Annotated in this window: 36 protein-coding genes; 19 read left to right on the forward strand and 17 right to left on the reverse strand. The window is 64.8% G+C overall.

What is annotated here, in order from left to right; translation table 11 throughout:
• The first annotated feature begins 183 nt into the window (after positions 1-183).
• The gene (locus ACOCMM_RS04370) at positions 184-1,806 is read left to right on the forward strand and encodes an ATP-binding protein (RefSeq protein ID WP_419551969.1); all 1,623 of its coding nucleotides are present in this window, start codon (positions 184-186) and stop codon (positions 1,804-1,806) included.
• Positions 1,807-1,893: 87 nt separating this feature from the next.
• Here ACOCMM_RS04370 and ACOCMM_RS04375 read toward each other — a convergent pair whose 3' ends face one another.
• Complete coding sequence (locus ACOCMM_RS04375) at positions 1,894-2,157, reverse strand: type II toxin-antitoxin system RelE family toxin (RefSeq protein ID WP_419551970.1); 264 nt, start codon at positions 2,155-2,157, stop codon at positions 1,894-1,896.
• On the reverse strand, positions 2,141-2,368 hold the full coding sequence (locus ACOCMM_RS04380; RefSeq protein WP_419551971.1) for a CopG family transcriptional regulator: 228 nt from the start codon (positions 2,366-2,368) through the stop codon (positions 2,141-2,143). Before ACOCMM_RS04380 ends, ACOCMM_RS04375 begins: the two co-directional genes overlap by 17 nt.
• 261 nt (positions 2,369-2,629) lie before the next feature.
• On the opposite strand from ACOCMM_RS04380, the gene ACOCMM_RS04385 reads away from it, so the two are divergent.
• The 8 genes from ACOCMM_RS04385 to ACOCMM_RS04420 all read left to right on the forward strand — a co-directional run bounded on the left by ACOCMM_RS04385 (position 2,630) and on the right by ACOCMM_RS04420 (position 5,650).
• Positions 2,630-2,920 carry a hypothetical protein gene (locus ACOCMM_RS04385; RefSeq protein ID WP_419551972.1) on the forward strand — a complete coding sequence of 97 codons (291 nt, stop codon included), beginning with the start codon at positions 2,630-2,632 and terminating at the stop codon, positions 2,918-2,920.
• A 38-nt stretch (positions 2,921-2,958) separates the two neighbouring features.
• Positions 2,959-3,162, forward strand: a complete 204-nt coding sequence (locus tag ACOCMM_RS04390) for a hypothetical protein (protein ID WP_419551973.1) — start codon at positions 2,959-2,961, stop codon at positions 3,160-3,162.
• A 176-nt stretch (positions 3,163-3,338) separates the two neighbouring features.
• On the forward strand, positions 3,339-3,590 hold the full coding sequence (locus ACOCMM_RS04395; RefSeq protein WP_419551974.1) for a type II toxin-antitoxin system ParD family antitoxin: 252 nt from the start codon (positions 3,339-3,341) through the stop codon (positions 3,588-3,590).
• Complete coding sequence (locus tag ACOCMM_RS04400; protein ID WP_419551975.1) at positions 3,587-3,913, forward strand: type II toxin-antitoxin system RelE/ParE family toxin; 327 nt, start codon at positions 3,587-3,589, stop codon at positions 3,911-3,913. The genes ACOCMM_RS04395 and ACOCMM_RS04400 overlap by 4 nt, the downstream gene beginning before the upstream one ends.
• 165 nt (positions 3,914-4,078) lie before the next feature.
• Entirely contained in the window at positions 4,079-4,366 is a 288-nt protein-coding gene (locus ACOCMM_RS04405) for a DUF1778 domain-containing protein (protein WP_419551976.1), read from the forward strand.
• A complete protein-coding gene (locus tag ACOCMM_RS04410) occupies positions 4,363-4,881 on the forward strand; it encodes a GNAT family N-acetyltransferase (RefSeq protein ID WP_419551977.1) in 519 nt (172 codons plus the stop codon). Before ACOCMM_RS04405 ends, ACOCMM_RS04410 begins: the two co-directional genes overlap by 4 nt.
• Positions 4,882-4,943: 62 nt before the next feature.
• On the forward strand, positions 4,944-5,228 hold the full coding sequence (locus ACOCMM_RS04415; RefSeq protein WP_419551978.1) for a type II toxin-antitoxin system Phd/YefM family antitoxin: 285 nt from the start codon (positions 4,944-4,946) through the stop codon (positions 5,226-5,228).
• Positions 5,225-5,650 carry a type II toxin-antitoxin system VapC family toxin gene (locus tag ACOCMM_RS04420; RefSeq protein WP_419551979.1) on the forward strand — a complete coding sequence of 142 codons (426 nt, stop codon included), beginning with the start codon at positions 5,225-5,227 and terminating at the stop codon, positions 5,648-5,650. Before ACOCMM_RS04415 ends, ACOCMM_RS04420 begins: the two co-directional genes overlap by 4 nt.
• Positions 5,651-5,811: 161 nt before the next feature.
• On the opposite strand, the gene ACOCMM_RS04425 is transcribed toward ACOCMM_RS04420, so the two are convergent.
• On the reverse strand, positions 5,812-6,357 hold the full coding sequence (locus ACOCMM_RS04425; RefSeq protein ID WP_419551980.1) for an RloB family protein: 546 nt from the start codon (positions 6,355-6,357) through the stop codon (positions 5,812-5,814).
• An 89-nt stretch (positions 6,358-6,446) separates the two neighbouring features.
• The gene (locus ACOCMM_RS04430; RefSeq protein WP_419551981.1) at positions 6,447-7,799 is read right to left on the reverse strand and encodes an AAA family ATPase; all 1,353 of its coding nucleotides are present in this window, start codon (positions 7,797-7,799) and stop codon (positions 6,447-6,449) included.
• A gap of 179 nt (positions 7,800-7,978) precedes the next feature.
• On the opposite strand from ACOCMM_RS04430, the gene ACOCMM_RS04435 reads away from it, so the two are divergent.
• From ACOCMM_RS04435 to ACOCMM_RS04455, 5 genes are all read left to right on the forward strand, one after another.
• Positions 7,979-8,230: a type II toxin-antitoxin system ParD family antitoxin gene (locus ACOCMM_RS04435; RefSeq protein WP_419551982.1), complete on the forward strand. Its 252-nt coding sequence runs from the start codon at positions 7,979-7,981 to the stop codon at positions 8,228-8,230.
• Between the two features lie 128 nt (positions 8,231-8,358).
• Positions 8,359-8,646 (forward strand): DUF1778 domain-containing protein, encoded by a 288-nt coding sequence (locus tag ACOCMM_RS04440; protein WP_419551983.1) that lies wholly within the window; start codon positions 8,359-8,361, stop codon positions 8,644-8,646.
• Positions 8,643-9,161 carry a GNAT family N-acetyltransferase gene (locus ACOCMM_RS04445; RefSeq protein ID WP_419551984.1) on the forward strand — a complete coding sequence of 173 codons (519 nt, stop codon included), beginning with the start codon at positions 8,643-8,645 and terminating at the stop codon, positions 9,159-9,161. Before ACOCMM_RS04440 ends, ACOCMM_RS04445 begins: the two co-directional genes overlap by 4 nt.
• 62 nt (positions 9,162-9,223) lie before the next feature.
• Positions 9,224-9,508 (forward strand): type II toxin-antitoxin system Phd/YefM family antitoxin, encoded by a 285-nt coding sequence (locus tag ACOCMM_RS04450; RefSeq protein WP_419551978.1) that lies wholly within the window; start codon positions 9,224-9,226, stop codon positions 9,506-9,508.
• A complete protein-coding gene (locus tag ACOCMM_RS04455) occupies positions 9,505-9,930 on the forward strand; it encodes a type II toxin-antitoxin system VapC family toxin (protein WP_419551985.1) in 426 nt (141 codons plus the stop codon). Before ACOCMM_RS04450 ends, ACOCMM_RS04455 begins: the two co-directional genes overlap by 4 nt.
• A 143-nt stretch (positions 9,931-10,073) precedes the next feature.
• Here ACOCMM_RS04455 and ACOCMM_RS04460 read toward each other — a convergent pair whose 3' ends face one another.
• The 4 genes from ACOCMM_RS04460 to ACOCMM_RS04475 all read right to left on the reverse strand — a co-directional run bounded on the left by ACOCMM_RS04460 (position 10,074) and on the right by ACOCMM_RS04475 (position 13,450).
• Entirely contained in the window at positions 10,074-11,147 is a 1,074-nt protein-coding gene (locus ACOCMM_RS04460; protein ID WP_419551986.1) for a hypothetical protein, read from the reverse strand.
• Between the two features lie 86 nt (positions 11,148-11,233).
• Entirely contained in the window at positions 11,234-11,923 is a 690-nt protein-coding gene (locus ACOCMM_RS04465; protein WP_419551987.1) for a hypothetical protein, read from the reverse strand.
• Positions 11,924-11,933: 10 nt separating this feature from the next.
• On the reverse strand, positions 11,934-12,602 hold the full coding sequence (locus ACOCMM_RS04470) for a hypothetical protein (RefSeq protein WP_419551988.1): 669 nt from the start codon (positions 12,600-12,602) through the stop codon (positions 11,934-11,936).
• Entirely contained in the window at positions 12,599-13,450 is an 852-nt protein-coding gene (locus ACOCMM_RS04475) for a TIGR04255 family protein (protein ID WP_419551989.1), read from the reverse strand. Before ACOCMM_RS04475 ends, ACOCMM_RS04470 begins: the two co-directional genes overlap by 4 nt.
• Before the next feature lie 594 nt (positions 13,451-14,044).
• Here ACOCMM_RS04475 and ACOCMM_RS04480 point away from each other — a divergent pair.
• Positions 14,045-14,437 (forward strand): hypothetical protein, encoded by a 393-nt coding sequence (locus tag ACOCMM_RS04480; protein WP_419551990.1) that lies wholly within the window; start codon positions 14,045-14,047, stop codon positions 14,435-14,437.
• A 127-nt stretch (positions 14,438-14,564) separates the two neighbouring features.
• Here the strand turns inward: ACOCMM_RS04480 and ACOCMM_RS04485 are convergent, their stop codons facing one another.
• The 4 genes from ACOCMM_RS04485 to ACOCMM_RS04500 all read right to left on the reverse strand — a co-directional run bounded on the left by ACOCMM_RS04485 (position 14,565) and on the right by ACOCMM_RS04500 (position 19,304).
• The gene (locus ACOCMM_RS04485; RefSeq protein WP_419551991.1) at positions 14,565-16,418 is read right to left on the reverse strand and encodes an RCC1 domain-containing protein; all 1,854 of its coding nucleotides are present in this window, start codon (positions 16,416-16,418) and stop codon (positions 14,565-14,567) included.
• An 8-nt stretch (positions 16,419-16,426) separates the two neighbouring features.
• Positions 16,427-17,503 (reverse strand): hypothetical protein, encoded by a 1,077-nt coding sequence (locus tag ACOCMM_RS04490; protein ID WP_419551992.1) that lies wholly within the window; start codon positions 17,501-17,503, stop codon positions 16,427-16,429.
• Positions 17,504-18,238: 735 nt separating this feature from the next.
• Entirely contained in the window at positions 18,239-18,976 is a 738-nt protein-coding gene (locus ACOCMM_RS04495; protein WP_419551993.1) for a transposase, read from the reverse strand.
• 31 nt (positions 18,977-19,007) lie between these two features.
• Positions 19,008-19,304: an integrase core domain-containing protein gene (locus ACOCMM_RS04500; protein ID WP_419551994.1), complete on the reverse strand. Its 297-nt coding sequence runs from the start codon at positions 19,302-19,304 to the stop codon at positions 19,008-19,010.
• A 32-nt stretch (positions 19,305-19,336) separates the two neighbouring features.
• On the opposite strand from ACOCMM_RS04500, the gene ACOCMM_RS04505 reads away from it, so the two are divergent.
• A complete protein-coding gene (locus ACOCMM_RS04505; protein ID WP_419551995.1) occupies positions 19,337-20,728 on the forward strand; it encodes an IS30 family transposase in 1,392 nt (463 codons plus the stop codon).
• On the opposite strand, the gene ACOCMM_RS04510 is transcribed toward ACOCMM_RS04505, so the two are convergent.
• Positions 20,625-21,335, reverse strand: coding sequence for an IS3 family transposase (locus tag ACOCMM_RS04510; RefSeq protein ID WP_419551996.1), 711 nt, complete (start codon positions 21,333-21,335; stop codon positions 20,625-20,627). The two genes, ACOCMM_RS04505 and ACOCMM_RS04510, sit on opposite strands and share 104 nt — an antisense overlap.
• Entirely contained in the window at positions 21,332-21,619 is a 288-nt protein-coding gene (locus ACOCMM_RS04515; RefSeq protein ID WP_419551997.1) for a transposase, read from the reverse strand. Before ACOCMM_RS04515 ends, ACOCMM_RS04510 begins: the two co-directional genes overlap by 4 nt.
• Positions 21,620-21,865: 246 nt before the next feature.
• Here ACOCMM_RS04515 and ACOCMM_RS04520 point away from each other — a divergent pair, with 246 nt between their 5' ends.
• The 3 genes from ACOCMM_RS04520 to ACOCMM_RS04530 all read left to right on the forward strand — a co-directional run bounded on the left by ACOCMM_RS04520 (position 21,866) and on the right by ACOCMM_RS04530 (position 24,054).
• Positions 21,866-22,105 carry a hypothetical protein gene (locus tag ACOCMM_RS04520; protein WP_419551998.1) on the forward strand — a complete coding sequence of 80 codons (240 nt, stop codon included), beginning with the start codon at positions 21,866-21,868 and terminating at the stop codon, positions 22,103-22,105.
• Positions 22,106-22,186: 81 nt separating this feature from the next.
• On the forward strand, positions 22,187-22,360 hold the full coding sequence (locus ACOCMM_RS04525) for a hypothetical protein (RefSeq protein WP_419551999.1): 174 nt from the start codon (positions 22,187-22,189) through the stop codon (positions 22,358-22,360).
• A gap of 893 nt (positions 22,361-23,253) precedes the next feature.
• Positions 23,254-24,054: an SEC-C metal-binding domain-containing protein gene (locus tag ACOCMM_RS04530; RefSeq protein WP_419552000.1), complete on the forward strand. Its 801-nt coding sequence runs from the start codon at positions 23,254-23,256 to the stop codon at positions 24,052-24,054.
• Positions 24,055-24,141: 87 nt separating this feature from the next.
• Here the strand turns inward: ACOCMM_RS04530 and ACOCMM_RS04535 are convergent, their stop codons facing one another.
• The 3 genes from ACOCMM_RS04535 to ACOCMM_RS04545 form a co-directional block, all read right to left on the reverse strand.
• Entirely contained in the window at positions 24,142-24,891 is a 750-nt protein-coding gene (locus ACOCMM_RS04535; protein WP_419552001.1) for a hypothetical protein, read from the reverse strand.
• 486 nt (positions 24,892-25,377) lie between these two features.
• The gene (locus ACOCMM_RS04540; RefSeq protein ID WP_419552002.1) at positions 25,378-25,752 is read right to left on the reverse strand and encodes a hypothetical protein; all 375 of its coding nucleotides are present in this window, start codon (positions 25,750-25,752) and stop codon (positions 25,378-25,380) included.
• A gap of 115 nt (positions 25,753-25,867) precedes the next feature.
• The gene (locus ACOCMM_RS04545; RefSeq protein ID WP_419552003.1) at positions 25,868-26,155 is read right to left on the reverse strand and encodes an amidohydrolase family protein; all 288 of its coding nucleotides are present in this window, start codon (positions 26,153-26,155) and stop codon (positions 25,868-25,870) included.
• Positions 26,156-26,173 lie beyond the last annotated feature (18 nt).

Genomic DNA, 26,173 nt, shown 5'->3' on the forward strand with positions numbered 1-26,173 from the left:
GTTCGCCGTCGGGCCGGCGTGGCTTCAGTCCCTTCCCCAGTCTTCTGATCCTGTGACTCTGTGTGCGCGAAATGGCACACTTCGACGTGATCAGGAGGCTTGAAAGACCGATAACCATTTGACTGTGGGGGTTGATATACTCATAACAATCAGATTGAGATAAACGTGGTGGTTGAGGTTGCGATGTCGATCCGAGACGACGATGGGAACGACCGTGATGAAGCTGACCTGGACCTGCTATTTGGCGATGAGAACTATGTCAACGAGATCATCAACGGTCCCGACACGGGGGGTCAACGGCTGCGCCTGTTGAGCGATCAGAACCCTTGGCACAATTCCGGCGCGGTGCCCGCCACGCTCGCGCCGTCGACCGAGCGTCCGCTGGCGCGCGTGCTGTGGACGAAGATGCTCGACGACGGCTTGCTGCGATGGAACGTCATCCTGGGTCCGCGTCGCGTCGGCAAGACCACAGTGCTGTACCAGACGGTTGCTCGATTGCTTGCGGCCGGAATCGAACGCCACCGCATCTGGTGGCTGCGTCTCGATCACCCCCTCTTCATGGATGTGCCGCTCGGCGAGATCGTCCAGAGCATGATCGCGTTCGCTCGTTCGTCGAGCGCGCAAGAGGTGTCGCCGGAGCGGCCGATCTTCGTGTTCCTCGACGAAGTCACCTACGCCGACGACTGGGATCTGTGGCTCAAGACATTCCATGACGAGCGCTGGCCCATCCGCATCGCCGCGACGTCGAGTGCCAGTGCCGCGCTTCGTCGACGACGGCAGGACAGCGGGGTGGGGCGCTGGAGGGAGATCTCATTGGCCCCATGCTTGGTCACCGAGGCGATGCAGTTCGTTGCGCCACTAACGGAGCAAAGCCGCCATGAGATACCCCCTGAAACGTCCCTCGCGGACGAGTTGCGTCGACTGGATGAGGGGACAACGTCCGACTTCGCCTCTTCCGAAGCGGCCCGCATGCTGATGCTCGTCGGCGGCTTTCCCGAACTCCTGCTGCATGCCGCTCAGGTCCGGCTCCCCAAGGGGCAGGGCCTGGCTGCAGACAACCCGCCCTTCATCGACGCACTGGTCGCTGCTCAGCTCAGCCTGCGAGAGGATTCGGTCGAACGCGCGGTCTACAAGGACATCCCGCAGGCGTTCCAGATCGACAATCCGATGATGCTCGAACGGCTGCTCTATGTTCTCGCAGGCCAGGTCGCGCAATTGCTATCGCCGTCGAACATTGCCGCCGATCTGCGTTTGGCCGAAGCCACGATCGAGCGGTATCTGGCGTATCTGGAAGCCGCGTTCATCGTGTTCACGTTGCCCAACTATGCGGGTAGCGAAGCGAAAGTGCAGCGCCGCGGCCGCAAGATCTACTTCGTGGACAGCGCCGTGCGCAGCGCGGTGTTGCAACGTGGACTCGCGCCGTTGCAGCACCCCGGCGAAGCCGGACATCTCATCGAGAACATGGCCGCGGCGACACTGCACGCACTGGCGACGCAGGCGGGAGCGCGGTTGTATCACTGGCGCGAAGGACGGGACGAGGCGGATCTGGTCTACGACGATCTGCGAGCACCCTTGGCGTTCGAGATCACGTCGTCAGCGTTGCACGACCTATCCGGCCTGCGGGCGCTGATTCGTCGACATGGTCGCTTTGCGGGCAATGCGTATCTCGTCGGACGGGATCTGCCGGTCACCCATCCCACCGAATCGTCCGAAGGCATCGGCACGCTGCCGTGGGACATCTACTTGACGACGGTCAGCCGACTTGCGGAAAGCGCCATGATGACCCGGCTCGGCGAGACAGGCTGATCTGCGTCAGAGCTCGATGCGGTGCCCCGCGACGGCGAATGCCGACGCAACCTCGGCAGCCAACAGGGTCTGACTCAAGTTGCGGGGCTATCGGTAGGCCTTGTCTCGCTTGGCCACCGTCACTACCAGCACGCGCAGAGATTCGTCCTGGAGATCGCATATGACCCGGTAGTCGCCCACGCGGTAGCGCCACAGCTTGCCCAGGTGCCCGGTGAGCATGCGGCCGGTACGTCGCGGGCCTCCTGGTCCGACACGTCCGTCCATGTAGTCCATGACCCGACGCGCCGCAGTCCTGTCGAGCTTGCGCAGCTGACCCTTGGCCGTGTCGGTGTACTCAACCGTCCAGGCCAAGTGACTTCCTTACGGCATCGGCCGCATGAGTCCGCTCTTGGCCCTTGCGAAGACGTTCGAGCACGTCTGCCGCCAAGTAGTAGTCCTCGATGTCTTCTAGGCCACGATCAATGATCTCCCGAAGGTAGAAAGCCTTCGTTCGTCCGGTGAGCGACGCTAAGCGATTGAGCCGTTGCTCGACCTGAGGTTCAAGCCGGATGGACGTCGGCATGTCGGGCACCTCCGATCTCGACAACGAATGACTACCTGTATTCAACATATCGTACTTGCGACAGGTCACCGCCATGAGTCGGGGTCGCGATGCTTCATGAGTGCCGCGAGATCACCGCAGGAGGCGCGAGGCATGTGCTCCGGCATTGCAGAGCGACTTCGAGCTGTCAGAGGTCGATACGGGCCTGCGGAGCTGCGGTGGTAACGAGGCGCGTAGGGTGCGAGGGCGTATCCGGCGGTGCCAGAGAATCGGCGAGGGGCCATGACTCAGCGACCTTCGACGGAACGCAGCCCGGTCCATCACTTCGTGATGGTCACCGACGGGCTTGACCTGCTTGACGACGACAATCTCGAAACGCTCTACGAGGCGGGTTGCACCGATGCCAGCATCGGCCACCGCACCGTCGAGTTCGACCGCGAAGCTCCGACTCGCTGGGATGCCATCCAGCAGGCAATACGAGACGTGGGCGCGGTCTCCGGATTGCGGGTCGTCGACGTCCGCGACAGCATGGACGCCATACCCGCTGCGCCGACAGATCACGCGCTTGCGTAACACTCACGGCCGGTTGCGCTCTCGATGGAGGGCATGGCATGGCAAAGGTCGTAATCGCCAGGGAGGACGGCGGCAGCAGGGACTGGCTGGCCGAGGGCGGCATCGGTGAGTGCGCCTACTTCGCCAACGCTGCCACGCTCGCCGAACTCGAGGCCATGATTCGAGAGGCCGCCGACCTGGCCGGCGCAAGACCCGAGATCGTCATGTTGCTGGAGGCTGTCGCCGACACAGTCACCGCCTGATTCCCTCGGCCAAACCCCGTGCACGCCCGCTGCCGCGGATCGGACTCGATGGGTCGAGTTCTCAGATGTCGATGCGGTAGAGCTCTGCGGCGTTGAGCGACATGATGCGCTCGACATCAGGATTGCTTTGGCGACGGCATGTTGACAACTGTTGTCAACACAGGCAGACTGGCGAGGTGAGCCGGAACACCATGAGCTTTGCGCTTCCCCCCTCGATGCGGAGCTACATCGACGAGCGCGTGCGGGGCGGAGAATACGGCAACACCAGCGAGTACCTGCGTGACCTCATCCGGCGCGACCAGCAGGCCGAGGAAGCACGTCGCTTCCGCATGCTGATCGCTGACGGGCTCGAGTCGGGCGAGGGTCGCCCGTTGACGTCCGAGGTCGTCGACGAATTGCGTGCGCGGGCGCTCGGCCGAGCCGTGTGACAGACGTCCGGCTGCGCCCGCTGGCCGAGGCTGATTTGGTCGAGCGAAGCGAGTGCTACAGGTCGGAGGGCGGCGACAGCCTCGGTGAACGCTTCTTGGATGCTGCGATCGAGGCGTTGCGAGATATCGAACGCATGCCTCGCGCCGGCTCACCGCGCATCGGCGAGATATGCGGCATCGACAGCCTGCCGTCCCGTCGGCTGGCACGTTTTCCGTGCGGCTGGTTCTACTTCGAGCGGGGTGACTGGGTCGATGTGGTCAGTCTCCTCGCCTACGCGCAAGGCCTCGAAACGATCCTGGGCGACCTGAACCAAGACCGATGAGACGCAAGTTGTCACCGTCGGACAGCACCGTGAGCGTGCTCACGTCAGCGATGCCACGAGAATCAAGCCACTGGCCCCGATCAGTGGCGGTATCGTCGTCCTCAGTGTGGCCGGATGATGGCCGTACGCTGTCGAGCACGGTGGAGCGGGACGGGAGCAGGCGCCATGGCAGACACGGTGAACCGGGTGCGGAGCGCACGCCTCGAGGTGCGCATGACGCCCGACGAGCGTCGGCTCATCGACGACGCGGTGGCCGCCACGGGTGTGCTGCTGAGCGATTTCGTGTTGAGCAGCCTTTGCATCGCGGCTCATGATGCGCTGGCGGACCGGACTGAGTTCGCGCTCGATGACGACGGTCGTCGTGCGTGGGACGAGCTGAACCGGCGGCCCGCCCGCGAGCTCGTCGGCTTGCGGTCGCTCATGTCCCGCCCGTCGCCGTTCGTCGAAGAGTGACGACCGGGTACCGGTTGCCTCGCCTGCTGGAATCTGCGGACGACGTCTCGGGCTTCGCCTGCCGATCCGCTGCGCAGACGCGCTGGCTTCGACGTCTTGGCCGCCAGGCCCATGCGACCGGCACGACACGGGTGTTCGTGGTCACGCCCGCCGACAGCGCCGAAGTGGTCGCCTACTACGCCTGGTGCATGGCGAGCATTTCCCTCGGCGACGCGCCCGACAGGCTGCGCGTTGGCGTCGGCAAGTATCCGCAGCCGGTCGCCTTGCTCGCGCGGCTCGGAGTGTCGACCAGACACGAGGGGCAGGGACTGGGCGCAGGACTCTTGGCAGACGTCATGAGGCGAGCGTCGGCTGCGGGACGGACTATCGGCTGCAGGGGCCTGCTGATTCACGCCGAATCCGACGACGCTCGAGCCTTCTACCTGCATCTGATCCCGGAGTTCGAGCCCTCCCCGACCGACCCCCTGCATCTGCTCATGATGATGAAAGACATCCGCCGCTCGATCTCGACATAACGACCCAGAGCGGGAACCGTTGCTGACCTATCAGGTTGTATTGCGCTGACTAGTGTGGTCATATGAGTGCTGGCGCAGTGTCGGTTTCGGAGTTGAAGGCGAATCTGTCGCGCTATCTGCGCGAAGTGCGACGAGGCGGCGAGATACAGGTGACTGATCGCGGCACGCCGGTCGCAAGGCTCGTGCCGCCCGCTGAGCCCGAGGACGAGCACCTGAGCCGTTTGATCACGTCGGGTGTGCTGCGGGCGGGACACGGAGATGCCGCGGACATGCTCGACGAGCCTCCCTTGCAGGTCCCGACCAGCCTCACCGAAGCGTTGGCCGCCGAGAGAGAGGATCGTGTGTGAGGTACTGGGACACCTCGGCGCTGGTGCCGCTGTTGGTTGGCGAAGCGACGTCTGAGGTGGTGCGGTCGTGGCTGGGCGAGGACAGTGTCATCGCAACGTGGGCATGGACGCGTGTCGAGATCGCAAGCGCCATCGAGCGGCGAACGCGTGAGGGCGATCTGTCGCGGGAGCAGCGCCGCGCCGTCATGAGCCGCTTGGACGGGTTCAGCGCTACATGGCACGAAGTGGTCGAGGTGCTGGCCGTGCGGTCGCGTGCGACGTCGGTGCTGGCACGGCATCCGCTTCGCGCTGGCGACGCCGCCCAGCTCGGCGCCGCATTGCATGTTCAAGACCAACTCGGTGCTCCGTTGCAGTTCGTGAGCCTGGATCAACGCCTCACCGAAGCAGCCGAACGCGAAGGACTCGCCATCGTCTCCGCGTGACCAGGCGGCTTCATGGGCAATTAGGCGTTCGAGGGCAGCGTCACGGCGCGTCTGGCGCGGCGGTTGGCGACCGACGCGCGGGCGATGACGGTCGAGGTCATTCCCCACGAACAGGGTCCGGTCCGGAATGGCGCCACGCCCCCTTGTGGCTGCTGGCCTCCTCAGGCGTTCAGAGCATCCAGCAGCGTGAACATGCCGGAGGACGGGTTGTCGTCGGGAAGGAAGCGCCCGTTGTCGCTGTGACGCTCGGCGAGGCGACGAGCATGGTCTGCTGCATCTTGGCGCATTGGCAGGTAGAGGCTGCCGTCCACCCGCTTGTCGTTTGTCCCATCAAGCTGCTGCCGCTGATTGACGGCTTGGGAGGTGGTCATGGGCTGGGACATTCGCTGCCAGTGGAAGATGAGCCACGCTTCGAAGCACGGATTCGAGATGGCCACGTCGATGTCGCTGTTTCTGGCGAAGCTCACCGCGCGCATCAGCGAGGGGTGAGGTTGCGGTTGCTCTACGTCGAAGACGCACCAGACGGAGTCGAAGCCCTCGCCGCCGCGCTGGTTCCGCCTCGGTGCTCGTGCGGCACCGGTGACGATCTTGATAGGTGTTCGCCCGCTCAGGGACGGGTCGATCTCAATGTCAAAGCGCTGACGCACATGCGGCAGTTCGGCGATCGCGGCGAGGTAGTCGGGCTCGGTGCGACGTCCTTCGGTCATGATGAGTACCGATGACTTCGGCCGTCGTGTAGTGCGCTTGGGGCGATCGAGACCGCCGGTTCGTCCCGCGGACCTGAGGGGCTGCGCTGTCACGAGGCCATGCGCTCGTCTGCGGGCGTGCCCTCGGGGTCATCGTCGATCTCTGGCACGTCGAGCATCCGATAGAGCGCTGCCTGGTCGGCGCTCGGCACAGCGCCGAAGCGACCCTGAAGGTAGGCACGCTCGAGATTGAGCGACTTGCGGACCCGTTCACCCTCAAAGTCTGCGAGCGCATACAACGTGGTTGCCCCGGTGGCGTCCTTGTCGGTCAGCCAGACCTCGTCGCGGTTGAGCGTGCCGAGCAGCGAAGTGTCGTGCGTGGTGAAGATGAGCTGCGCGCCCAACGGGTTGGTCACTGGGTCTCGGAAGGCTTCCAGTACCCGCTTGGTGATCCGCGGGTGCAGGCTGGCGTCCAATTCGTCGATGAGGAGGGTTCCGCCGAAGCGCAGCTGCCACAGAACGGCACCGAGACTTTCGAACCAGCGCTGCGTGCCCTGCGATTCTTCGCCGAGACTGAACTCGGCGGTGCTGTCGCCTGAGCGATGCCGAAAGCGCAACTGGCGTCCGCTGGCACCCTCAGCTGTGTCGTGCCATGACTGATGCCACGTCGCCCCGCAGATGGATGGGTCAGCCAGTTGCATCAGGTGCAACGCGGTCGCCTGGAGGTTCGGATCACGTTGCGGTGGCTCACGATCAGGCTGGCCCGCCTCAGACGGCCATATGACCTCCCGCTGGTCGGCTTGGACTCCGAGCTCGTAGTCGTCGCCGAAGAGGTCTGTCACGGAGTATCCCAACAAGGCATGTTGGCGACCCTTGACATCAGCGGCCAGAGTCCCGGCATTGATCCTGCGAATCGCATTGCAGGCGATGCGGATGTCAGCGGCACCCAGCCTCCAGCCGGCCGAGAGCACGAGCGTGGTTGGCGTCAGCAGTTCGCGGATGCCGCGCACACGCTCGGTGCCACGCCGAAACGTCGTCGCGATGCCCTCGCGTTCGAAGATGCGGCGGCGTCGTCGTTCCGGATAGCTGTATAGGGCTTCGAACTCCACCTGGTCGTCGCCAACGGCCAGGTGGTACTGGTAGCGCACACCTTGTGCCAGCACATCGATACGGAACTCTGAGGGCAAATCGGGGCCTTGCCCGTATCGGTGCGCATCGCGCGGCACGCCCGGGCCCCAGTCCCACCAAACACGCTCGATTGAGTCGACGAGCCACGCAATGGCAGACAGAACGTTCGACTTCCCGGACGCGTTGGCGCCGTAGATCCCTGCGGTCGTCAAGACGTGCCTGCCGAGCCGCTCGTGCCAGCGCGCCCCAGGCCGATCCTCGTCAATGGCGATCATCGAGAGTTCGACCGGCTCCAGGATGGAACGGTGGTTGGAGACCTCAACGCTGATGAGCACGCCACTCTCCTTGCCGATCGCTGCACTCTCAGGTAGAAATCCGTCGAGTGAATGCAGGATAGCTGCCGAAATTGTCGCTGACGAGCGTCGCCGCGGAGGATTGGCGCGCCGCATTGCCGCTGGCCATGCTGTGGTCGCCGTGTGTAGACAACAGTTGTCAACATAGGCAGACTGGCTGTGTGAGCCGGAACACCATGAGCTTTGCGCTTCCCCCCTCGATGCGGAGCTACATCGACGAGCGCGTGCGGGGCGGCGAGTACGGCAACACCAGCGAGTACCTGCGTGACCTCATCCGGCGCGACCAGCAGGCCGAGGAAGCACGCCGCTTCCGCATGCTGATCGCTGACGGGCTCGAGTCGGGCGAGGGTCGCCCGCTGACGTCCGAGGTCGTCGACGAATTGCGTGCGCGGGCGCTCGACCGAGCCGTGTGACAGATGTCCGGCTGCCCCCGATGGCCGAGGTCGACCTGGTCGAGCGAAGGCGGTATCGTCGTCCTCAGTGTGGCCGGATGATGGCCGTACACTGTCGAGCACGGTGGAGCGGAATGGGAGCAGGCGCCATGGCAGACACAGTGAACCGGGTGCGCAGCGCACGCCTCGAGGTGCGCATGACGCCCGACGAGCGTCGGCTCATCGACGACGCAGTGGCCGCCACGGGTGTGCTGCTGAGCGATTTCGTGTTGAGCAGCCTGCGCATCGCGGCACATGACGCGCTGGTGGACCGGACTGAGTTCGCGCTCGATGACGACGGTCGTCGTGCGTGGGACGAGCTGAACCGGCGGCCCGCCCGCGAGCTCGTCGGCTTGCGGTCGCTCATGTCCCGCCCGTCGCCGTTCGTCGAAGAGTGACGACCGGGTACCGGTCGCCTCGCCTGCTGGAATCTGCGGACGACGTCTCGGGCTTCGCCTGCCGATCCGCCGCGCAGACGCGCTGGCTTCGGCGGTTTGGCCGTCAGGCCCATGCGACCGGCACGACACGGGTGTTCGTGGTCACGCCCGCCGACAGCGCCGAAGTGGTCGCCTACTACGCCTGGTGCATGGCGAGCATTTCCCTCGGCGACGCGCCCGACAGGCTGCGCGTTGGCGCCGGCAAGTATCCGCAGCCGGTCGCCTTGCTCGCGCGGCTCGGAGTGTCGACCAGCCACGAAGGGCAGGGGCTGGGGGCAGGACTCTTGGCAGACGTCATGAGGCGAGCGTCGGCTGCGGGACGAACTATCGGCTGCCGGGGCCTGCTGGTTCACACCGAATCCGACGACGCCCGAGCCTTCTACCTGCATCTGATCCCGGAGTTCGAGCCGTCCCCGACTGACCCCCTGCATCTGCTCATGATGATGAAAGACATCCGCCGCTCGATCTCGACATAACGACCCAGAGCGGGAACCGTTGCTGACCTTTCAGGTTGTATTGCGCCGACTAGTGTGGTCATATGAGTGCTGGCGCAGTGTCCGTTTCGGAGTTGAAGGCGAATCTGTCGCGCTATCTGCGCGAAGTGCGACGAGGCGGCGAGATACAGGTGACTGATCGCGGCACGCCGGTCGCAAGGCTCGTGCCGCCCGCTGAGCCCGAGGACGAGCACCTGAGCCGTTTGATCACGTCGGGTGTGCTGCGGGCGGGACACGGAGATGCCGCGGACATGCTCGACGAGCCTCCCTTGCAGGTCCCGACCAGCCTCACCGAAGCGTTGGCCGCCGAAAGAGAGGATCGTGTGTGAGGTACTGGGACACCTCGGCGCTGGTGCCGCTCTTGGTTGCCGAAGCGACGTCTGAGGTGGTGCGGTCGTGGCTGGGCGAGGACAGTGTCATCGCAACGTGGGCATGGACGCGTGTCGAGATCGCAAGCGCCGTGGAGCGGCGAACGCGTGAGGGCGATCTGTCGCGGGAGCAGCGCCGCGCCGTCATGAGCCGCTTGGACGGGTTCAGCGCTACATGGCACGAAGTGGTCGAGGTGCTGGCCGTGCGGTCGCGTGCGACGTCGGTGCTGGCACGGCATCCGCTTCGCGCTGCCGACGCCGCCCAGCTCGGCGCCGCATTGCATGTTCAAGACCAACTCGGTGCTCCGTTGCAGTTCGTGAGCCTGGATCAACGCCTCACCGAAGCAGCCGAACGCGAAGGACTCGCCATCGTCTCCGCGTGAGCCGACAGTGTCGGCTTCTCATGTAAGGGAGCGTCTGACACTCGCCATCCGCGACCGACAGTGACCGTTTGCGGTCCGGTAGAGACTCGGATGCTGATGGCATCGCGCGACACGAGACGCGACCTGTTGGCTGAATCGGTGCGTTACCGCATCCTGTCGCAGACGGTCTTCGGCATGAAGAGCTGCCACAGTTGACCGTTGTCGCCGTCGCGAAGTGCGCTGCAGGTGCAGATTGGTGCGTCGAGCGCGTCGAGTTCGTGCTGGGTTTCGCGGGCGTCGTCTCGCATTCTGTCGTAGATACCGCGCTGTACGGATTCGCGTAGCGCACGAGTCTCAAGCGCTGCTTGGTTCAGTTTGCGACGTTCGCTGCGCCGCTCCCATTCGGCTTGCTGATCGGGGGCGTCGTCGCACCTTGCGATGCGTTCGCCTAGCGCGAACCAGTGCGTGCCGCCGCCTTCGCTGCGTCTCAGCACATCTTGTTCGGTGGCTTCTAGCGCCGAGGGTTGGCAGATCATCCACAGGGTGGGGAACAGGCCGGGTTCACCCGCCAGCGGCATTAGCTGCATGCGGCCGGGTTCGATGTCTTCGGCCACAACCTCGACCTGTCTCGGAGGCAGCCCCGCAACGCCGCTGATCATCACACGAGGCGTCAGAGGCATCATGAACCGAAGATCGACGGACTCGCGGCGACCCCAGGTCGTGGTGTCGAACACAGGCACGGCACCCAAGGGTTGGGGCGATCCTGCTGGAAACACCGTGATCACCACGCCGTGGTCGTGGTAATCCTGCGCACTGTCCCAGCGCTGTTGGATCATGGCTTCCGTTTCGGCACCGTCAGCCAGCCCCTGCGAGTTGACGAACTGTTGAATCGGCGCCGCCAACGAGCGTGCATAGTGGAGTCGAGCTAGGTCTATGAGCGGCCCAAGGTTCTCCGGTTCGGACAGGAACCCGTGTGCTGCCTCACGTTCCGTCAGTTGGGTGCCGAGCGAGTGCACCAGCCCATCGACGGCGAGCGCCGCTGGGTTCTCGATGTCAGCATCCCATGCGTCTTCCAATTCTGGCGACGACAGATCGCACGCACTATGGAGCGTTCTGTAGTGCACAGTGGCGCTGCGACGGTGGTACGTGCAAACCACGCCGACCTGATGGTTCTCGTCGGCCCATCGTTTGATCAGCGACCTGCTGATGTAGTGCTGCTTTTGCGGTCCTTTACCCATCGTGGGCACACTAAATGAAGCGCTCTTGACGGGGACCCGATAGTTGGTCCAGTCGCGACCGCACACACTTCCTGCTCGTCGGAGCGTCAGCCGGGCGCGAGGTAGTGTCTCATGGCTCGGCGGACTCCGGCACGGCGCTGCGCATCGGCAAGTTGTTCCTGCGGTGAGGTGCCTGACTCATCCGGGGACCGGACCCATTCGTGGAACGCCGCCATAGATTCCTCTCGCCCGGCACCGCGCTGGATCGCCCGAGTCACCCACTCTTCTTCCAGCTCGGCTTCTTCGAAGACTGGCGCGGTGGCTTCGGCGAGTCGATGAGTAGGCACGAGAAATCGCGTGAGGTACCAGATAAAGCGCTGCTGCAGCAGGTGGATGCCGTACGGCGACAGACAGGCGATGCGCTTGGCGGGCAGCAGCGACGCCGATTCCACGAGACCCATGTCATCGAAGCGAGCAGTGTGGTGCTCACCGTCGAGTTCGGGCAGAGGCATCACCTTGAAGTGACCGTCTTGCCATTTCCGCAGCGAGATCTGCTGGCTCGCGGCGACACGTGCGACATGCAGCCGCGGAATCAGCCGGACACCGTCAGCGCGCATCGAGCAGGGATGGGTCAGCACGATGCCAAGTCCCTCGGATTCTGGCGATAGCCCGGGAATGGTGATCCCATCGAAGACGTCACCGGTCATGAACGGCCGCGCCTGCTCCACTTCCGCAGGCGAGGACGCGAGGTACAGGTCAGACGGTGAGTCAGGGGCTTCGAGCGCTTCGGCTGACAAGCGAGGCGGCCTAGCTGTCCGAACCGGTGAGTCGCAGGCCCGGCAGACCGTCTGGAGCGGTGAACACCTCCACATCGGAGCGGTACCGGGCGCGCCAGTCGGGTTCGAACTCGTCCAAGACCCGCTCAGGGTCGCCAGGCTGCTCGCGGGCCAGTGCGAGAACGAGATCGAATCGCTCAGACGCCATCAAGTCGAGTCCGGTGAGCGGCGCATCGGGGTGCAATGGCGTTTCGAGCCATCCTGCGACATCAGCGATGATGTAGCGCTCCGCTGCTATCTCACAGAGCGCGACGATCCGGGCGACGCGCTGACGATTGTCGCCGGTGGCTGACTCGCCTCGCCGCCACTTCCGCACGGCAGGGACCGACACACCGGCGATCTTGGCGATATCCCGCCACGACAAGCCCAGCGTGCTCAGCCAGTCCAGCAGCGCCGGCAGGTGTTCCCGAGCGTGACGCACCGCCAGCGAGCGCAGTTCCTCGTCGAGGCTGTCCGAATGCAGCTGCCCGATGGACTCGTGAAGGTCCCGAGAATCGTGGACCAACAACTCGCTGCGGTTGCGCAAGTAGCCGATGTCGTCCACGACATCCTGAATTGTTCTGGTCCGTTCCAAGCGGGGCGGGGCATGGCCGACCGACGCGCCCGTGGGTGCGTCATCAATGCGGCGGATAGTGCTCATGTCGGGTCCTTCGTGTGCTGATCGAACACTTCCGCGCGGAGTCTGTCGGTGACGGCAATCTTGAAGAAGTCGCTCGCCGCCTGATGCACTTGATCGCAAAGTTCGAGGATGCAGTCCGCCGCAAACTCGGGGATCTCATCGTCGCCACTCCAGAACGCATCGGAGTCAAGCAGGAAATACGGCCCGGCGGGTGCGACCGACTTGCGACGGGTCGGTCCCTGCGGGTCCACGGCGTAGCCCTCCTGGGGCCCGTAGCGCACAGTCAACGCGCAAGAAGCTTCTGTCTGATACTGGATGAGGCCCTGCCATGTCGTCGGATTCATCCCGTCTGGCCTCAGGTCCGCGGCGGCCGCTGCCAGCAGGCGGGGGTTGATGTAACCGTCCCAGTCGTCGGGCCCACCGCCGGCGCCCGGCGCCCGAATCTCGTCGATGTACCGCAGGCCGATCCGCAGCAGGCCGTCAGGCGCGCAGATGCGCTCCAGTGCCTCGGCGACCTGCTTCGCCAGCGGCCGAAAGTGCTCAGCCCACCCCCCGTAGACGGTGGTCTCCAAGACCAGTGCGTCGCGCCTCACCACCAACGCGGTCGCCTGGTCACGGGCACAAAACCTCGGCGACGAGCGCTGCTCCACCTGCGGCGGCATCACAGCATCGATGGGCACACCGATCTGGTGCTCGACCTGCGGCGCCATGACCGGCAAGCTGTCGCGCACGGCCTCCTTCATCGCCGCCACGGCAGCATCGGTCAGGCCACCCGCAATTTCGGGGTACCGAATCTCCAGCACGGTCAAGACGAGCGGCGGGTTCCGGAACGGCGGCGTGCTACCGGCGCGATGGTCTGCGATAACCAAAAGTGTAACCAAGTGTGTTACACATCCGCGCCGCGAGCACCTGCAAGGAAGGCTGGCCTGACCCCACCGAGCCCAACAGCCACAAGCTTGCGGATGCGGGAAGGCCCAGAAGGCGACGACGCCAAGGGCGAGCGCGACTCTTGCTGCCCCGCCGTACTTGGGATGAGCTGATCTGGCGGCCGGTGTGACGGGTGATGCCCTCCCGGCCGATCAACTGGTGGCTGATGTCGGAGCGGCTGGCTCGCTGGCGACGAGGAGGTGGACGGGTTCTGCGTCGGGGTGGGATCGGATTCGTTCGAGCACCGGCCCCATCGAGAGGTCTCGTTCCAATGCGTCCGGCGGCACATCATCGAGGCCCGCCGGAGGGAAGTCTCGTTGGCACGGTGCCTGGTCTCCGAGGCAATGCAGCACGTAGCGGTCTGAGCTCTCGGGATCATCCGCTGGTCAGCGGCGGTATCGGGGCCGGACCACTGCGACGCCCGGACCTCCGAGCAGCGCCCGAGCCGACGCAGGGATGTCCGGGCTTCGGACGCTGAGGGCACAATCCGTGTGTCGGTATGGTGGAGATGCATCCATGGCCGCGGGGAGGGAGCAGTGCCCGCCAGACAGCTCGAGCAGATGCTCGCAGTGCTGCCTGACATCGCTGCGGCGGTGAACAGGTTCTCTTCGCCTGCTGTGCAGACGGAGGTGTTCTGGCTGCTCGTGATGGCTGCTGATGTCGACTGGCGTTTCGTCGACTGGGAGCATCCGGCGCTGCGACCGAGCGCTCCGGAGCGCTGGCTGGCCAAGTCGTGGATGGAGCTTGAGGGCTTGGTCGGCGGGGAGAGGCTGTCGGAGGCGTACAGGCGGCTGTCCGATGCCGAGGCGAGGGCAGCAGAGCCGCACTTCGCGGAGCGGGCCTCACGGGACTCGCTGGATGCGGAGGGGCTGCGCGAGCTCGCGGCCCGGGTCGCCGATGGTGAGCCTGTCACCCTTCGCGTGTCCTGAGCTGTGTCATGGCGGGTCTCGAGCAGCAACGGGTGCCTTCCCCTGCTGACCGGTCACCTTGACTAGGAGGTAGCCCTGTCAACGGGGCGGGCACCGGATCTTGCCTGCCGTCGGCAACTGCTGCGATTCACGAACTCGAATCATCCGGCCCAGGTGGTGGAGCCGGTTCGGCCCAGTTGGTGGGACTCGGCTCGTCGCTGGGTGGCGTGGCCTGTCCGAACCTGTCCCAGCCCCAACACTGGACCGTGCCATCAAGGCGCATGCCGCACGAATGTCTACCGCCGGCAGCAACCGCCGCGAACACGCCGTCTGGCGGCGACGCTTGCCCGAGGTCGTCGCTGCCCCAGCACTCGATGGTGCCGCCGGTGCGCAGCCCGCACGAATGTTCATAACCAATAGCAATGGCCGCGAACGCGCCGTCTGGCGGCGACCCCTGCCCGTAGTAGTCTTGGCCCCAGCACTCAATGGTGCCGTCAGTGCGCAGCCCACACGAGTAGTCATCGCCGAGCGAGACAGATGCGAATTCGCCGTCCGGTGGCGACGCCTGCCCGTAGTGGTCTTGGCCCCAGCATTCGACGGCGCCGTCGACACGCAGCCCGCACGAGCGACTCCCTCCAGTCGCGATCGTGGCAAACTCGCCGTCGGGCGGCGACGCCTGCCCGTCGCGGTTCTCCCCCCAACAATGGGCTGTGCCGTTGATAAGCAACCCGCATACGTGACCAGCCGAGAAGTCGAATGATGCCCCGACGTCAAGCGAGGCGAATGATTCAAACCGGAAGGGAGGCCTCGGCGACGCTTCCCCAAAGTCGTCGCTACCCCAGCATTCGACAGCGCCGTCGACGCGCAGCCCGCACGAGCGAGCCTCTGAAAGAGTCCCTCCCGTCGCGACCGCGGCAAACTCGCCACCTGGTGGCGACGCCTGCCCGTCCCAGTCCGAACCCCAGCACACGACGGCACCGTCGGCGCGCAGCCCGCACGAGTGATGCCCTCCGGCATCAATCGAAGTGAACTTGTCGCGACTGGCTGGCGACGCCGAGCCGCCGCGGTTGTCGCCCCAGCACTCAACCCCACTATCAGGGCGCAGCCCGCACGAAAGTCCCAAGCCGACAGAGACAGCGACGAACTCGCCGTCGGGTGGGGATGCCTGTCCAGCTGTGTTGTCTCCCCAACACTGGAGTGTGCCGTCAGTGCGCAGCCCGCACGAGTGAGACCATGCAGCCGCGACCGCGGCGAACTCGCCGCCAGGCGGAGACGTCAATCCGAATTCCTCGCGGCCCCAGCACTCGATGGCACCGCTGATGCGCAGCCCGCACGAATAGCCAAATGCGAGCGAGACAGATGCGAACACTCCGTCCGGCGGCGACGTTTGCCCGTAGTCGTCTTGGCCCCAGCACTCGACTTGACCACCGACGCGCAGCCCGCACGAGTGATCGAGTCCAGCCGCGACCGCGGCGAACACGCCGTCGGGTGGGGATGCCTGTCCAGCGCTGTTGTCTCCCCAACAGCGTGCTGTGCCGTTGCCACGCAACCCGCATCCGTGAGCCAACAACCCCAACCCGACGTCGAGTGATGCGAATCGGTCGCTGGGCGGCGACGCTTGTCCGCCGTTATCGCTGCCCCAGCATTCAACAGCTCCGTCGATGCGCAGCCCGCAGGTGTGATTTCTCCCCGCGTCAACGGCAACGAATTCGTCGTCCGGCGGCGACGCTTGCCCCTTGTCGTTGTACCCCCAGCAGCGAATCGAGCCGTCAAGACGCAGCCCGCACCAATGGCCTGCCCCAGCTGTAACCGAAATGAAGCCGCCGCCCGAAGAGGGCCCATCGGCGAGCATTGGGGCATCGTCGGCACCTGTGGCTACGACATCGGGGCTGCTACCGGAAGAGGACTCATCGGCGAGCCGCGGAGCGGATGCATCTTCCGAGCAGGCTGCCAGCAAGCTCAGCGACAGCACCGCTACCGCAATTCGACGCTTCAATCGCATAGCAGCACTCACTCCGCGGATCGGGACAGTCCCGCTTCCGAGTAGCCGGTCGAAGATTCGCCTGCCCAAAAGAATTCTCGGGTGTGCGGGTCCCAAGTGAGGTCGCGGTCGGTTCGCTGGACTCGTCGCAGGAGCATCTGCTCGTCCGGGTTGGCGATTTGGCGGTTTGCTTGAATCCGATCTCGCTGACTTGCAGGTAGCAGAAGCAGCTGCTCGTCCGGGATGGTGCTTCGGCCCGACAGGTGTTCAATGGCTCGCTGTGCCATCTTGTCGAGGTCGCCACGGAGAGCTTCCGGTGCATGCACCTGATCCATCGAACCACGACTTGACTTGACTAGGAGGTCTACCCAGGCGGCAAGATCGTCACCATCGAGGTGCGACATCCAACTGGCGAGATCGGGCCCGAAATCGCTGTAGGAGGCGGTGGCCCTGTTCGCGATGTCCCTCAGCGGCGACAACAGACGTTGGCTCAGTCGTCGCTCGCAGGGGCGACCTTGGTCAGATCGCCGGGTCCAAAGACAGCAGCAGATCGCCTGCCACACCTCGCACATAGTCCACAGGTCCGTGGGAGGCGGATGCAACTCCGGGTCGATCAGCGTGTATCTCCACCAGATATGCCCGCTCGCCGTGTCATCGCCATTGATGTGTGCGATGAACGGCTCCGCCGTCGCGCACTTGTCGTGCTGTTGCAGGTACTCGAACAGGCTCCGGTGCTCGCGGAAGTGCAGTTCGATGTGTTCTGCGTCCTCGGGCGACAACGCGGAATAGAGCCGACTCAGATCGTGGCCGTAGGGCGGATTCTTCAACTCATCAAGCGTGTGGGGTGGATCGGTGGTCATCAGCAACATCTTGAGTGCCTGCTCCACGCCGCTGTACAGGGCAGTGACGAACGGCCATGCCTGCGCGACGAGATAACCGTCCCAGAGATCAGCCTCGATCGGGTTCCTGGCCACGAGGTCGCGGGTGCTCATGCAGGCCTTGTGCATCTTGAGCAGCAGGTCGTCGTTGAGTAGCCGGTCGATCTCGTTCGGCACCGCGAGCACTGTAGCCCGAAGGCCCACGAGACCCAGATCCGCAGTGCGCATGACTGTCACCCCGCAACCAGCCGTGCAATCGCTGGCCGGCGTCTGACCGACGATGAGGTTGCGGCATTGCTCTGAGTTTCCCGACGGAGGGAATGACATCGCACAGGTCGTTATCGCTAGGGAGGACGGCGGCAACAGGGACTGGCTGGTTGAGGGCGATATCGGTGAGTGCGCCTACTTCGCCAACGCTGGCTCGCTGGCGACGAGGAGGTGGACGGGTTCTGCGTCGGGGTGGGATCGGATTCGTTCGAGCACCGGCCCCATCGAGAGGTCTCGTTCCAATGCGTCCGGCGGCACATCATCGAGGCCCGCCGGAGGGAAGTCTCGTTGGCACGGTGCCTGGTCTCCGAGGCAATGCAGCACGTAGCGGTCTGAGCTCTCGGGATCATCCGCTGGTCAGCGGCGGTATCGGGGCCGGACCACTGCGACGCCCGGACCTCCGAGCAGCGCCCGAGCCGACGCAGGGATGTCCGGGCTTCGGACGCTGAGGGCACAATCCGTGTGTCGGTATGGTGGAGATGCATCCATGGCCGCGGGGAGGGAGCAGTGCCCGCCAGACAGCTCGAGCAGATGCTCGCAGTGCTGCCTGACATCGCTGCGGCGGTGAACAGGTTCTCTTCGCCTGCTGTGCAGACGGAGGTGTTCTGGCTGCTCGTGATGGCTGCTGATGTCGACTGGCGTTTCGTCGACTGGGAGCATCCGGCGCTGCGACTAAGAGGATGCGCCAATAGGCGGTCAGTGGGGTTGCCATCGGTTGCGGTGGTCGATGAGTTTGATGGTGATGATGAGGGCGACGGTGAGGGCGAGTTGGGCGAGTCGGTGCTCGGTGCGGCGGTCGGTGTTGCGGCGGAGCTGTCCGTAGTTGGACAGCCATGAGTTGGAGCGCTCGACGGTCCAGCGCAGCCCCAGCGGCGCTGGGGCGGGTTCGCTGGGGCCGTTGCGGGGTTTGCGTTTGGCGGGTCGCTCGATGCTGGTGATGGCCATCTGCGCTGCGGCGGTGTCGACGCGGGTGCCGTGGTAGCCGCGGTCGAGGTGGAAGGTGTCGATGTCGTGATGCAGCCCTTGGTGAGCGATCTGTGCCGCGGTGGGCTCGAACAGCATGATGTCGTTGCGGTTCGCGCCGTCAGCGGCCCATGCGACTGGGATGCCGGCCCCATCGACCGCCAGCGACCACTTCCAGCCGAGTTTTCGCCGGTCGACAGGGCTTTTGCCGGTCCCGGGGCCGCCGCAGGGGGCTTTGTGGGTCGACCCGTCGATGCACACATCAGCCAGCCGCAGGCCCATGATGCGATCCCACGCGGCGATCGCCTCCGCGGCGATCTTGTCGAAGACCCCCAAGGCGACCCATTCATCACGACGGCGGCGCAGCGTGGTGTCAGACACCTCACAGTCCAACAACGCCTCCGCGGTCACCCACGAGCAGCCCGTCACCAGCCGGATGATCATCCCCCGCAAACACAGCCGATCCGACACATGGGCTTCCCCCCAAATCGTGGAGGGTTGGTCAGTCTGTGTTGGCTATTTCGTAGTCGGTCGGGCTGGTCATGTCGAGTGTGCTGTGGAGCCGTCGGGTGTTGTACCAGTCGGTGATCCATCTGGCGATGTCTCTGCGTGCCTGGCGGCGTGTGATCCATCTGCGGCGGCGGATCAGTTCGTGGGTGAGGGTGGAGAAGAACGACTCGGCTGCTGCGTTGTCCAGGGCGCAGCCGACCCGACCCGTTGAGCGGGTGACGCCGAGCTTGTCGCAGGCTTGGGCGAAGTCCGCGGCGGTGTATTGGCCGGATTCAAGTGGTCGTCGCAACACCTCGATGATGGAGGTGTCAGGTGGGGACCATGCGGGAAAGGCAGCGGGAGGTTCAGCTGTATCGAGGCCAGGTGCCGTCGCCAGGGCGGCCGACGGTTGCGTGGCGGCAGGACCGGGTGAGGTTCTGGGCGGCGATCGCTCGTGGGGACAAGACCGGCGTCGCGGCGGCTGTCGCGGGGGTGTCATCGCCGGTTGGGTTCCGGTGGTTCCGCCACGCTGGCGGTGTGAACCCATGCCTTGCCCCGACGGTGTCGGGCCGATATCTGTCATTCGGCGAGCGCGAAGAGATTGCGCTGTATCGGGCCCAGGGTGTCGGCGTGCGCGAGATCGCCCGCCGGCTGGGCCGGAGCCCGTCGACGATCTCGCGGGAGCTGCGTCGGAACGCGTCGACGAGGACCTGGCGTGTCGAGTACAAAGCGACGATCGCCCAGTGGCATGCCGAGCGCCGCGCTCGGCGGCCCAAGGCGGCCAAGCTCGCCTCCAACGACCGGCTCCGCAGCTATGTCCAGGACCGCCTGTCGGGGCGGGTCAGGGCATCCGATGGCCGGGTGCTGGGCCCCGAGGGTCCGCAGTGGAACGGCAAGAACAAGCCGCATCGTGGCGACCGCGGCTGGGTGCAAGCCTGGAGCCCAGAGCAGATCTCGAACCGTCTGCGGGTCGATTTCCCCGATGATGAGTCCATGCGGATCTCCCATGAAGCGATCTACCAGGCCCTCTATGTGCAAGGCCGCGGAGCGCTGCAGCGCGAGCTGGTCGCCTGCCTGCGCAGCGGGCGCGCCTTGCGGGTGCCGCGGGCCCGGGCCCGCCAGACCGCGTGGGCTCACGTCACACCCGAGGTGATGATCAGCCAACGGCCCCCAGAAGTCGAGGACCGAGCCGTCCCCGGACACTGGGAAGGCGACCTGATCATCGGACTGAAACGCTCAGCGGTCGGCACCCTCGTCGAGCGCACTACCCGGTTCACGATGCTGATCCACCTGCCACGCGCCGAGGGCTACGGCGTCATCCCCCGCACCAAGAACGGGCCGGCCCTCGCCGGCTACGGCGCCCTCACCATGAAGGACGCGCTCGCAGCGTCGATGACCACGCTGCCCGAACAGCTGCGCCGGTCACTGACCTGGGACCGCGGCAAGGAGCTCTCAGCCCACGCCGCGTTCACCGTCGAGACCAACATCGCGGTCTACTTCGCCGACCCCAAGAGCCCCTGGCAGCGAGGAACCAACGAGAACACCAACGGACTGTTGCGCCACTACTTCCCCAAAGGCACCGACCTGTCCCGATGGACCGCACAAGAGATCAACGCCGTCGCCCACACGCTCAACACCCGGCCACGCAAGACCCTCGGCTGGCGCACACCCGCCGAAGCCCTCGACGAACACCTACGATCCCTCCAACAACCCGGTGTTGCAACGACCGGTTGAATCCGGCTTGGGATCCCTTGTCGGTGTGGAAGACGACTCCTGCGACGTCGCCGCCTCTGGTGGCCACGGCCATCTCGATGGCGGCCTGGGCGAGCTTCGCGGTGGGATAGGAGTTCGAGGTGGCGAACCCCACGATGCGCCGGCTGAACAGGTCCATGACCGCGGCGAGGTGCGCCTTGCCCTCCGTGGTGGGGATCTCCTTGAAGTCCCCCACCCAGCGCCGGTCGGGCGCCGGGGCGGTGAAATCGCGCCCGAGAAGGTCCTCAGCAGCTGCGTTGCCGACGGCGCCGCCGGGGCGTCGCCGTTTCTTGGGGCGGGCTTGCAGGCCCTGGCGGGCCATCGACGCCTCGACCGACTTGCGGGACACGGCCCGGCCTGCCCGGCGCAGCTGCACCCAGATCCGAGGCGACCCGTAGGTGCGGTCGGACCCCTCGAAGCAGGCCAGCACTGCGGCGTCCAGCGCGGCGCGGCGGGCCTCGATGCCTGACGGCGGCCCGTTGCGCCACCGGTAGAACCACGACTCGCTGATCCCCAAGGCCCGGCATGCGACCGCGTGGGGGATGCCGTGACCGGTCCTCTGGGAAGCGACAAAGGCTGCCACGCTCACTTTGTCGCCTCGTTCACCCACAGGACCACGGATCGTTTGAGCACATCGCGCTCCATCTCCAGCTCGGCGCAGCGCCGCCGCAGCCGCACCAGCTCGGCGCGCTCGTCAACGTCCAACGCTCCCTCGCCGGCATCCTGGCGCTGCGCATTGACCCAGTTGCCCAGCGTCCCAGCATGAATGCCGAGATCCCGAGCGACCTGCGCTATCGGCTTGCCGGTCTCGATCACGATCCTCACCGCACCAGCACGGAACTCCGGATCGAACCTTCTTCTCGTCTCAGGCACAGCTCCCCTTTCATCTAAGAGCATGCCTCCTAGATTCCGGGGGAAGCCCAACACGGGGCCGGTGACAGCCCAACGGGTGCCGATCCGGGGCTCGCGAGATCAGCGGCTCTACCGCCGCCCACATGACATCCACCACAGCCTTGGTCACAGCGCGCATGATGACAAGGCACCTCCACCATGTCGTCGGTCGGGAAAGCACCCCGCATCACAGCGGGTCCAACACGACGACTGGTGGATGGTTGCCTATTGGCGCGGCCTCTTAGCGCTCCGGAGCGGCGGCTGGCCAAGTCGTGGATGGAGCTTGAGGGCTTGGTCGGCGGGGAGAGGCTGTCGGAGGCGTACAGGCGGCTGTCCGATGCCGAGGCGAGGGCAGCAGAGCCGCACTTCGCGGAGCGGGCCGCGAGGGACTCGCTGGATGCGGAGGGGCTGCGCGAGCTCGCGGCCCGGGTCGCCGATGGTGAGCCTGTCACCCTTCGCGTGTCCTGAGCTGTGTCATGGCGGGTCTCGAGCAGCAACGGTTGTCTTGACGCCTGGGCGGCTGGCCGGGGGATCGCTGAGCGCACAGGGATGCTGGAGGACCTGGCCGACTTCGCCGATTCCCCAATGGCTGTGCTGCCCGGAGCACGGGTGCTGGGCAAGGGCCCGATGGACCCATGGGATGTTGTCGGCCCGGCTGTGGTGTTCTTCCGGGTGTACGAGCCGCAGGGCCTCATCGACCTGGTGGACATTGTCGATCTGTGACATAGACGTCCGCTTGGGCCGCTCGCCTGACGGCGGAACCGGGGCAGCGAACCGACGCCGCAGCATCTCAAGACGCTCGGACGCGTTCAGCGCTACACGGCTTGAAGTGGTCGAGATGCTGGTGGCCTGGTCCCTCGTTGTTGGACTTGGGTTGTGGGAGTTGATTCATCTCGGGTTTTGCGCAGGCTGTGGGGTCGCTGACTTGGAGGAGGCGGACTATTGGATTCATGCTGCTGTTCGGCGTTGATGTCAAGCTAGGAGCTCAGCGAGCACAGGCCGACAATGCGGCGGCTAGCGGAGTCGGCGGGCTTTCGGCCCTTATCATCGGCCCTATGGGGAATCAGCCCGATAGTCGCCCAAAATTGCGAGGGGCTCTCTCTCATAAGCCGGCGCTCGCAGCTGGGAAGTCCCGGCCAAGCGATGTCGCCGCTATCTGAACTGCTGAGCTCCGGGACGCGATGACAGCAAGCTGGGGAGCGGCGAGCGAAGAGGCAGCCCGCCGGTACGTGGCCGACTTGGGCGTACCAGACTTCGTCTACGAACCGGTGATTCTGCCGAAGGGCAAAGCTAGGCGCGAGGTCTCGGACGGCCTCCTCATCTCGCAGGGACGAGGCGTGATTCTCCAGACGAAGGCGCGAAGCCCCCGCACTCCTCCCGACTTGGATCGTCAGTCTGCATGGGCACGGAAGCACATCGGCAAGGCGGCCAGCCAAGTTCGTGGCACTCGGCGCACACTTGCTTCGGTGCCGGAACTTCAGTTGACCTCACGACGCGGCCGTCCACTCACACTCTCCGCCGATAGCGAGCGTACGTGGCCGGGTGTTGTCCTGCTCGACATGCCAGATTGCCCTCTGGGGATCGATGCCACATGTGAGGACTCAAGGACGATTGTGATGACCCTCGACGATTGGTACACGCTCAACAGCCTCGTCCGTTCGACTTCCGGTGTCATCGATTACGTGCATCGAGCCATCGACGCGCAGACCCTCCAGATCGAGCTCGCGAAGGAGGCGGTTCGCTACGCCAATCTCGCTGCGGCCGACAATGAGTTGGTACGGCAGGAAGGTGGTTATCCCGTGCTGCCATCCATGGGCCTCTCGCCTCGGGAAGAGCAGGTCATTGCCACTCTGGACGACTGGATCGACTCGGATATTGCCGTGGCGGCGGGACCAAACGGCGACCTCGATCCGGATGCCACGCGTCGTGCGATCGAGGTGATCGATGCGATTCCAGTCACGGTGAGGGTCGAAACGGCCCGGACTTTGCTGCACAAGGTCTGCAAGGCAGACGTCGTCGGCCATGCCGTCTCGGGTGTTTGTCAGATTCCTCCATCACATCACCGGTTGCTGTTCTTCTTTGATCAGGCTGCCAACTGGAGCAGTTCCGAGCACTTTTCGGCCTATGTCTTCGCCTACACCGCTACCCGCCATGAAGAGCTGGATGACCTCTACGGTCCGGGGGTATCACTCTTGTTGGCTCGGTTGAGCACCAAGAGTGGTTACGTCTTCCGGAAATTTGCGCTGATCGACGGAGACGCCGCCGAGCTACAACTGCCCAGCGATGAGCGATGGTCGATTCTCGAACGCCATGGGATGCTCACGTCCGGCGGCATTCGCCCGACGGAGAGCCTGCAAGCGGACGATCCTTGTCCATGCCGATCAGGCAGGAAGTACATACGCTGCCATGCGGCCTGATGAGGATTCACCTGGACATCCCGGCACGCCGCCTACTTGCATGCGGAATGCCGGGACGGTTAGATGCCCCCTTGTCAAGTGGGTTCGTCATCTCGTCTCGGTAGCGCGTACGAGTTCCCACATCAAGCCGCGGTCACCGAGCACCAAGTCAAAGCAGGCATCGAAATCCGCTTGTTGCAGTTCGTCGGTATGCACTGCACGGTTCCGGTACTGCGTCGTCACCTGCTCCAAGACGGCGAGAGCCCCGTCTGGTTGGAGCAGCCATGGCGAATCGGGCCACCGGCTCATCGTCCGACGCAATGCCCGCAGGAGATTGCTCGTGTCCCGTCGCGATCGGGAGTAGCTCGCCGTTTGGAGACAGTGGCGAATCGTGCCCAATTCAGGCGGCGTGCGTGACCGCCCTATACAGAAGCGGGCGATTCGCCCGAGATCCTTGTCGTGCGCATCATCGTCGAGGTCAAGGCCACGACATTCGGCTGCCAAGGGTGCGACCAAACGCTCCACGAGTTCGACCTCCACTGCCTTGCACATGCCGACAACCGCCGCTGACCAGTCAAGGCCCGTGGCATTGGCGAGATGCCGTGCTACGAATTCCGAAGTCGCGAGCAATCGTTGGGACCGTTCGGTGAGCTGGTCGATCCCGCTGATCCGGGTTCGAAGCAACTGAACGGCTTTGCGCAGTTCTTCCTCAGATACAAGCGCCAGCAGTTCTTCAGCGAGACGGTCAGCAAGTTCTGAATCGTCAGTCGCTCCGGCGCGAGTGTCGTGAAGCGAGAGCAGGCGCCCGTAGCACCCGTTGCACAGCAAGCGATTCCAGTCTTGCCGGAAGACCGTCATGAGCTTCGAGGTCTTGGCCTGACCACAGCGAAAGCACCTAAACGACGTGGCTGAGGTCAATCGGTATTGTCGCATCGGCCCGCGCTGCGGGAAGGTCTTGACGACCTCATAGCGCGCAGTGGCCCCCGTATCAGTAATGACGCACCTGATTCCACCCCGGAACCGGTGACGAGTTCAGCACCGGCCCCGGTCCCGCAACGGTCGGCGACAAGACAGCCTGCTGAGCGCGTTCGCCGCGTGCTCGTACGCAGGACCAGTTCTGACAGGTTTTGTCATGCGTTTAGCCATGCCACTCCTCCCCGGTCTCATAACGCGGCATCCCGCCGAACCCTTCCTCCGGCTCCCAGACTCGCTCACAGTCGTAGCACAGACGCTTCGCTTTCAGCCCGAAACCGTGAGCACGCCATAAGCCCGGCTTCCCGCAGTCGCAGCGCGTCTTCCCGGCCTCCCTCAAACTGACACGCTCAAGCGGCTCCCAATGGATATTCATCGCGCTTGTCTCCGTCCAAGCCCTGCGAGCACTTCACGCATCGGAGGCATCGGCCCTGGAAGCTGCCCGCCTTCCGGCTGCTCCGCTCCGATGTCCGGCATCGATAGACCGGGCTGCGTCTCCGGTGCCCCCTGCGGAGCCGCAGTCGCCTCCCGTTCCTGCGCTTCCCTGTTCGCCTGAGTCACCGCCTGGATCAGACTCTTGCGGACCGTGCTGACCAGCTCAATGATCCAGGCCAAGTCCATCATCGCCATCTCGCCTGCCACAGGCTGCTTCTGAATGGAAGGCAAATCTGCTTCCGTCAACCGTTCCGTCAGAATTTCGTCCAACTCCGCTTCAACACCGTCCACCGTCGGATCGGTGCGCATCATCGTCGTTCTCGGAGCCTTCGTGTTCTTCTGGGATGGGCGCTGCCGACTTGAGTTCATCTGACCTGGGCTTCTTGCAAGCGGTGCTGATCAGGAGGTTGATAGGAGCGAGCGCGGGTCAGATGTCGATGCGGTAGAGCTCTGCGGCGTTGAGGGACATGATTCGCTCGACGTCGCCGAGGGGGATTCCTTCGAGGGCTCTGGCCAAGTCGTGGTCGTCGCTGGGGTACAGGCAGGTGGGGTGCGGGAAGTCGGTCTCGAACATCAACGACTGCGCGCCGACGTAGCCCACGGTCGGCTTCACGGTGGATCGCTCGAACCAGAAGCAGCCGTAGAACTGTCGCCGGAAGTACTCCGAGGGCAGCATGGAGCGCTCCGCAAGCTCGTTCGGCGCCGTTTCAGCCATCTGGTGATCGAGCACTTC

Origin of the sequence: Candidatus Poriferisodalis sp. (assembly GCF_965198245.1) — a bacterium.
In the GTDB taxonomy this organism is placed as follows: Bacteria; Actinomycetota; Acidimicrobiia; order Acidimicrobiales; family Poriferisodalaceae; genus Poriferisodalis.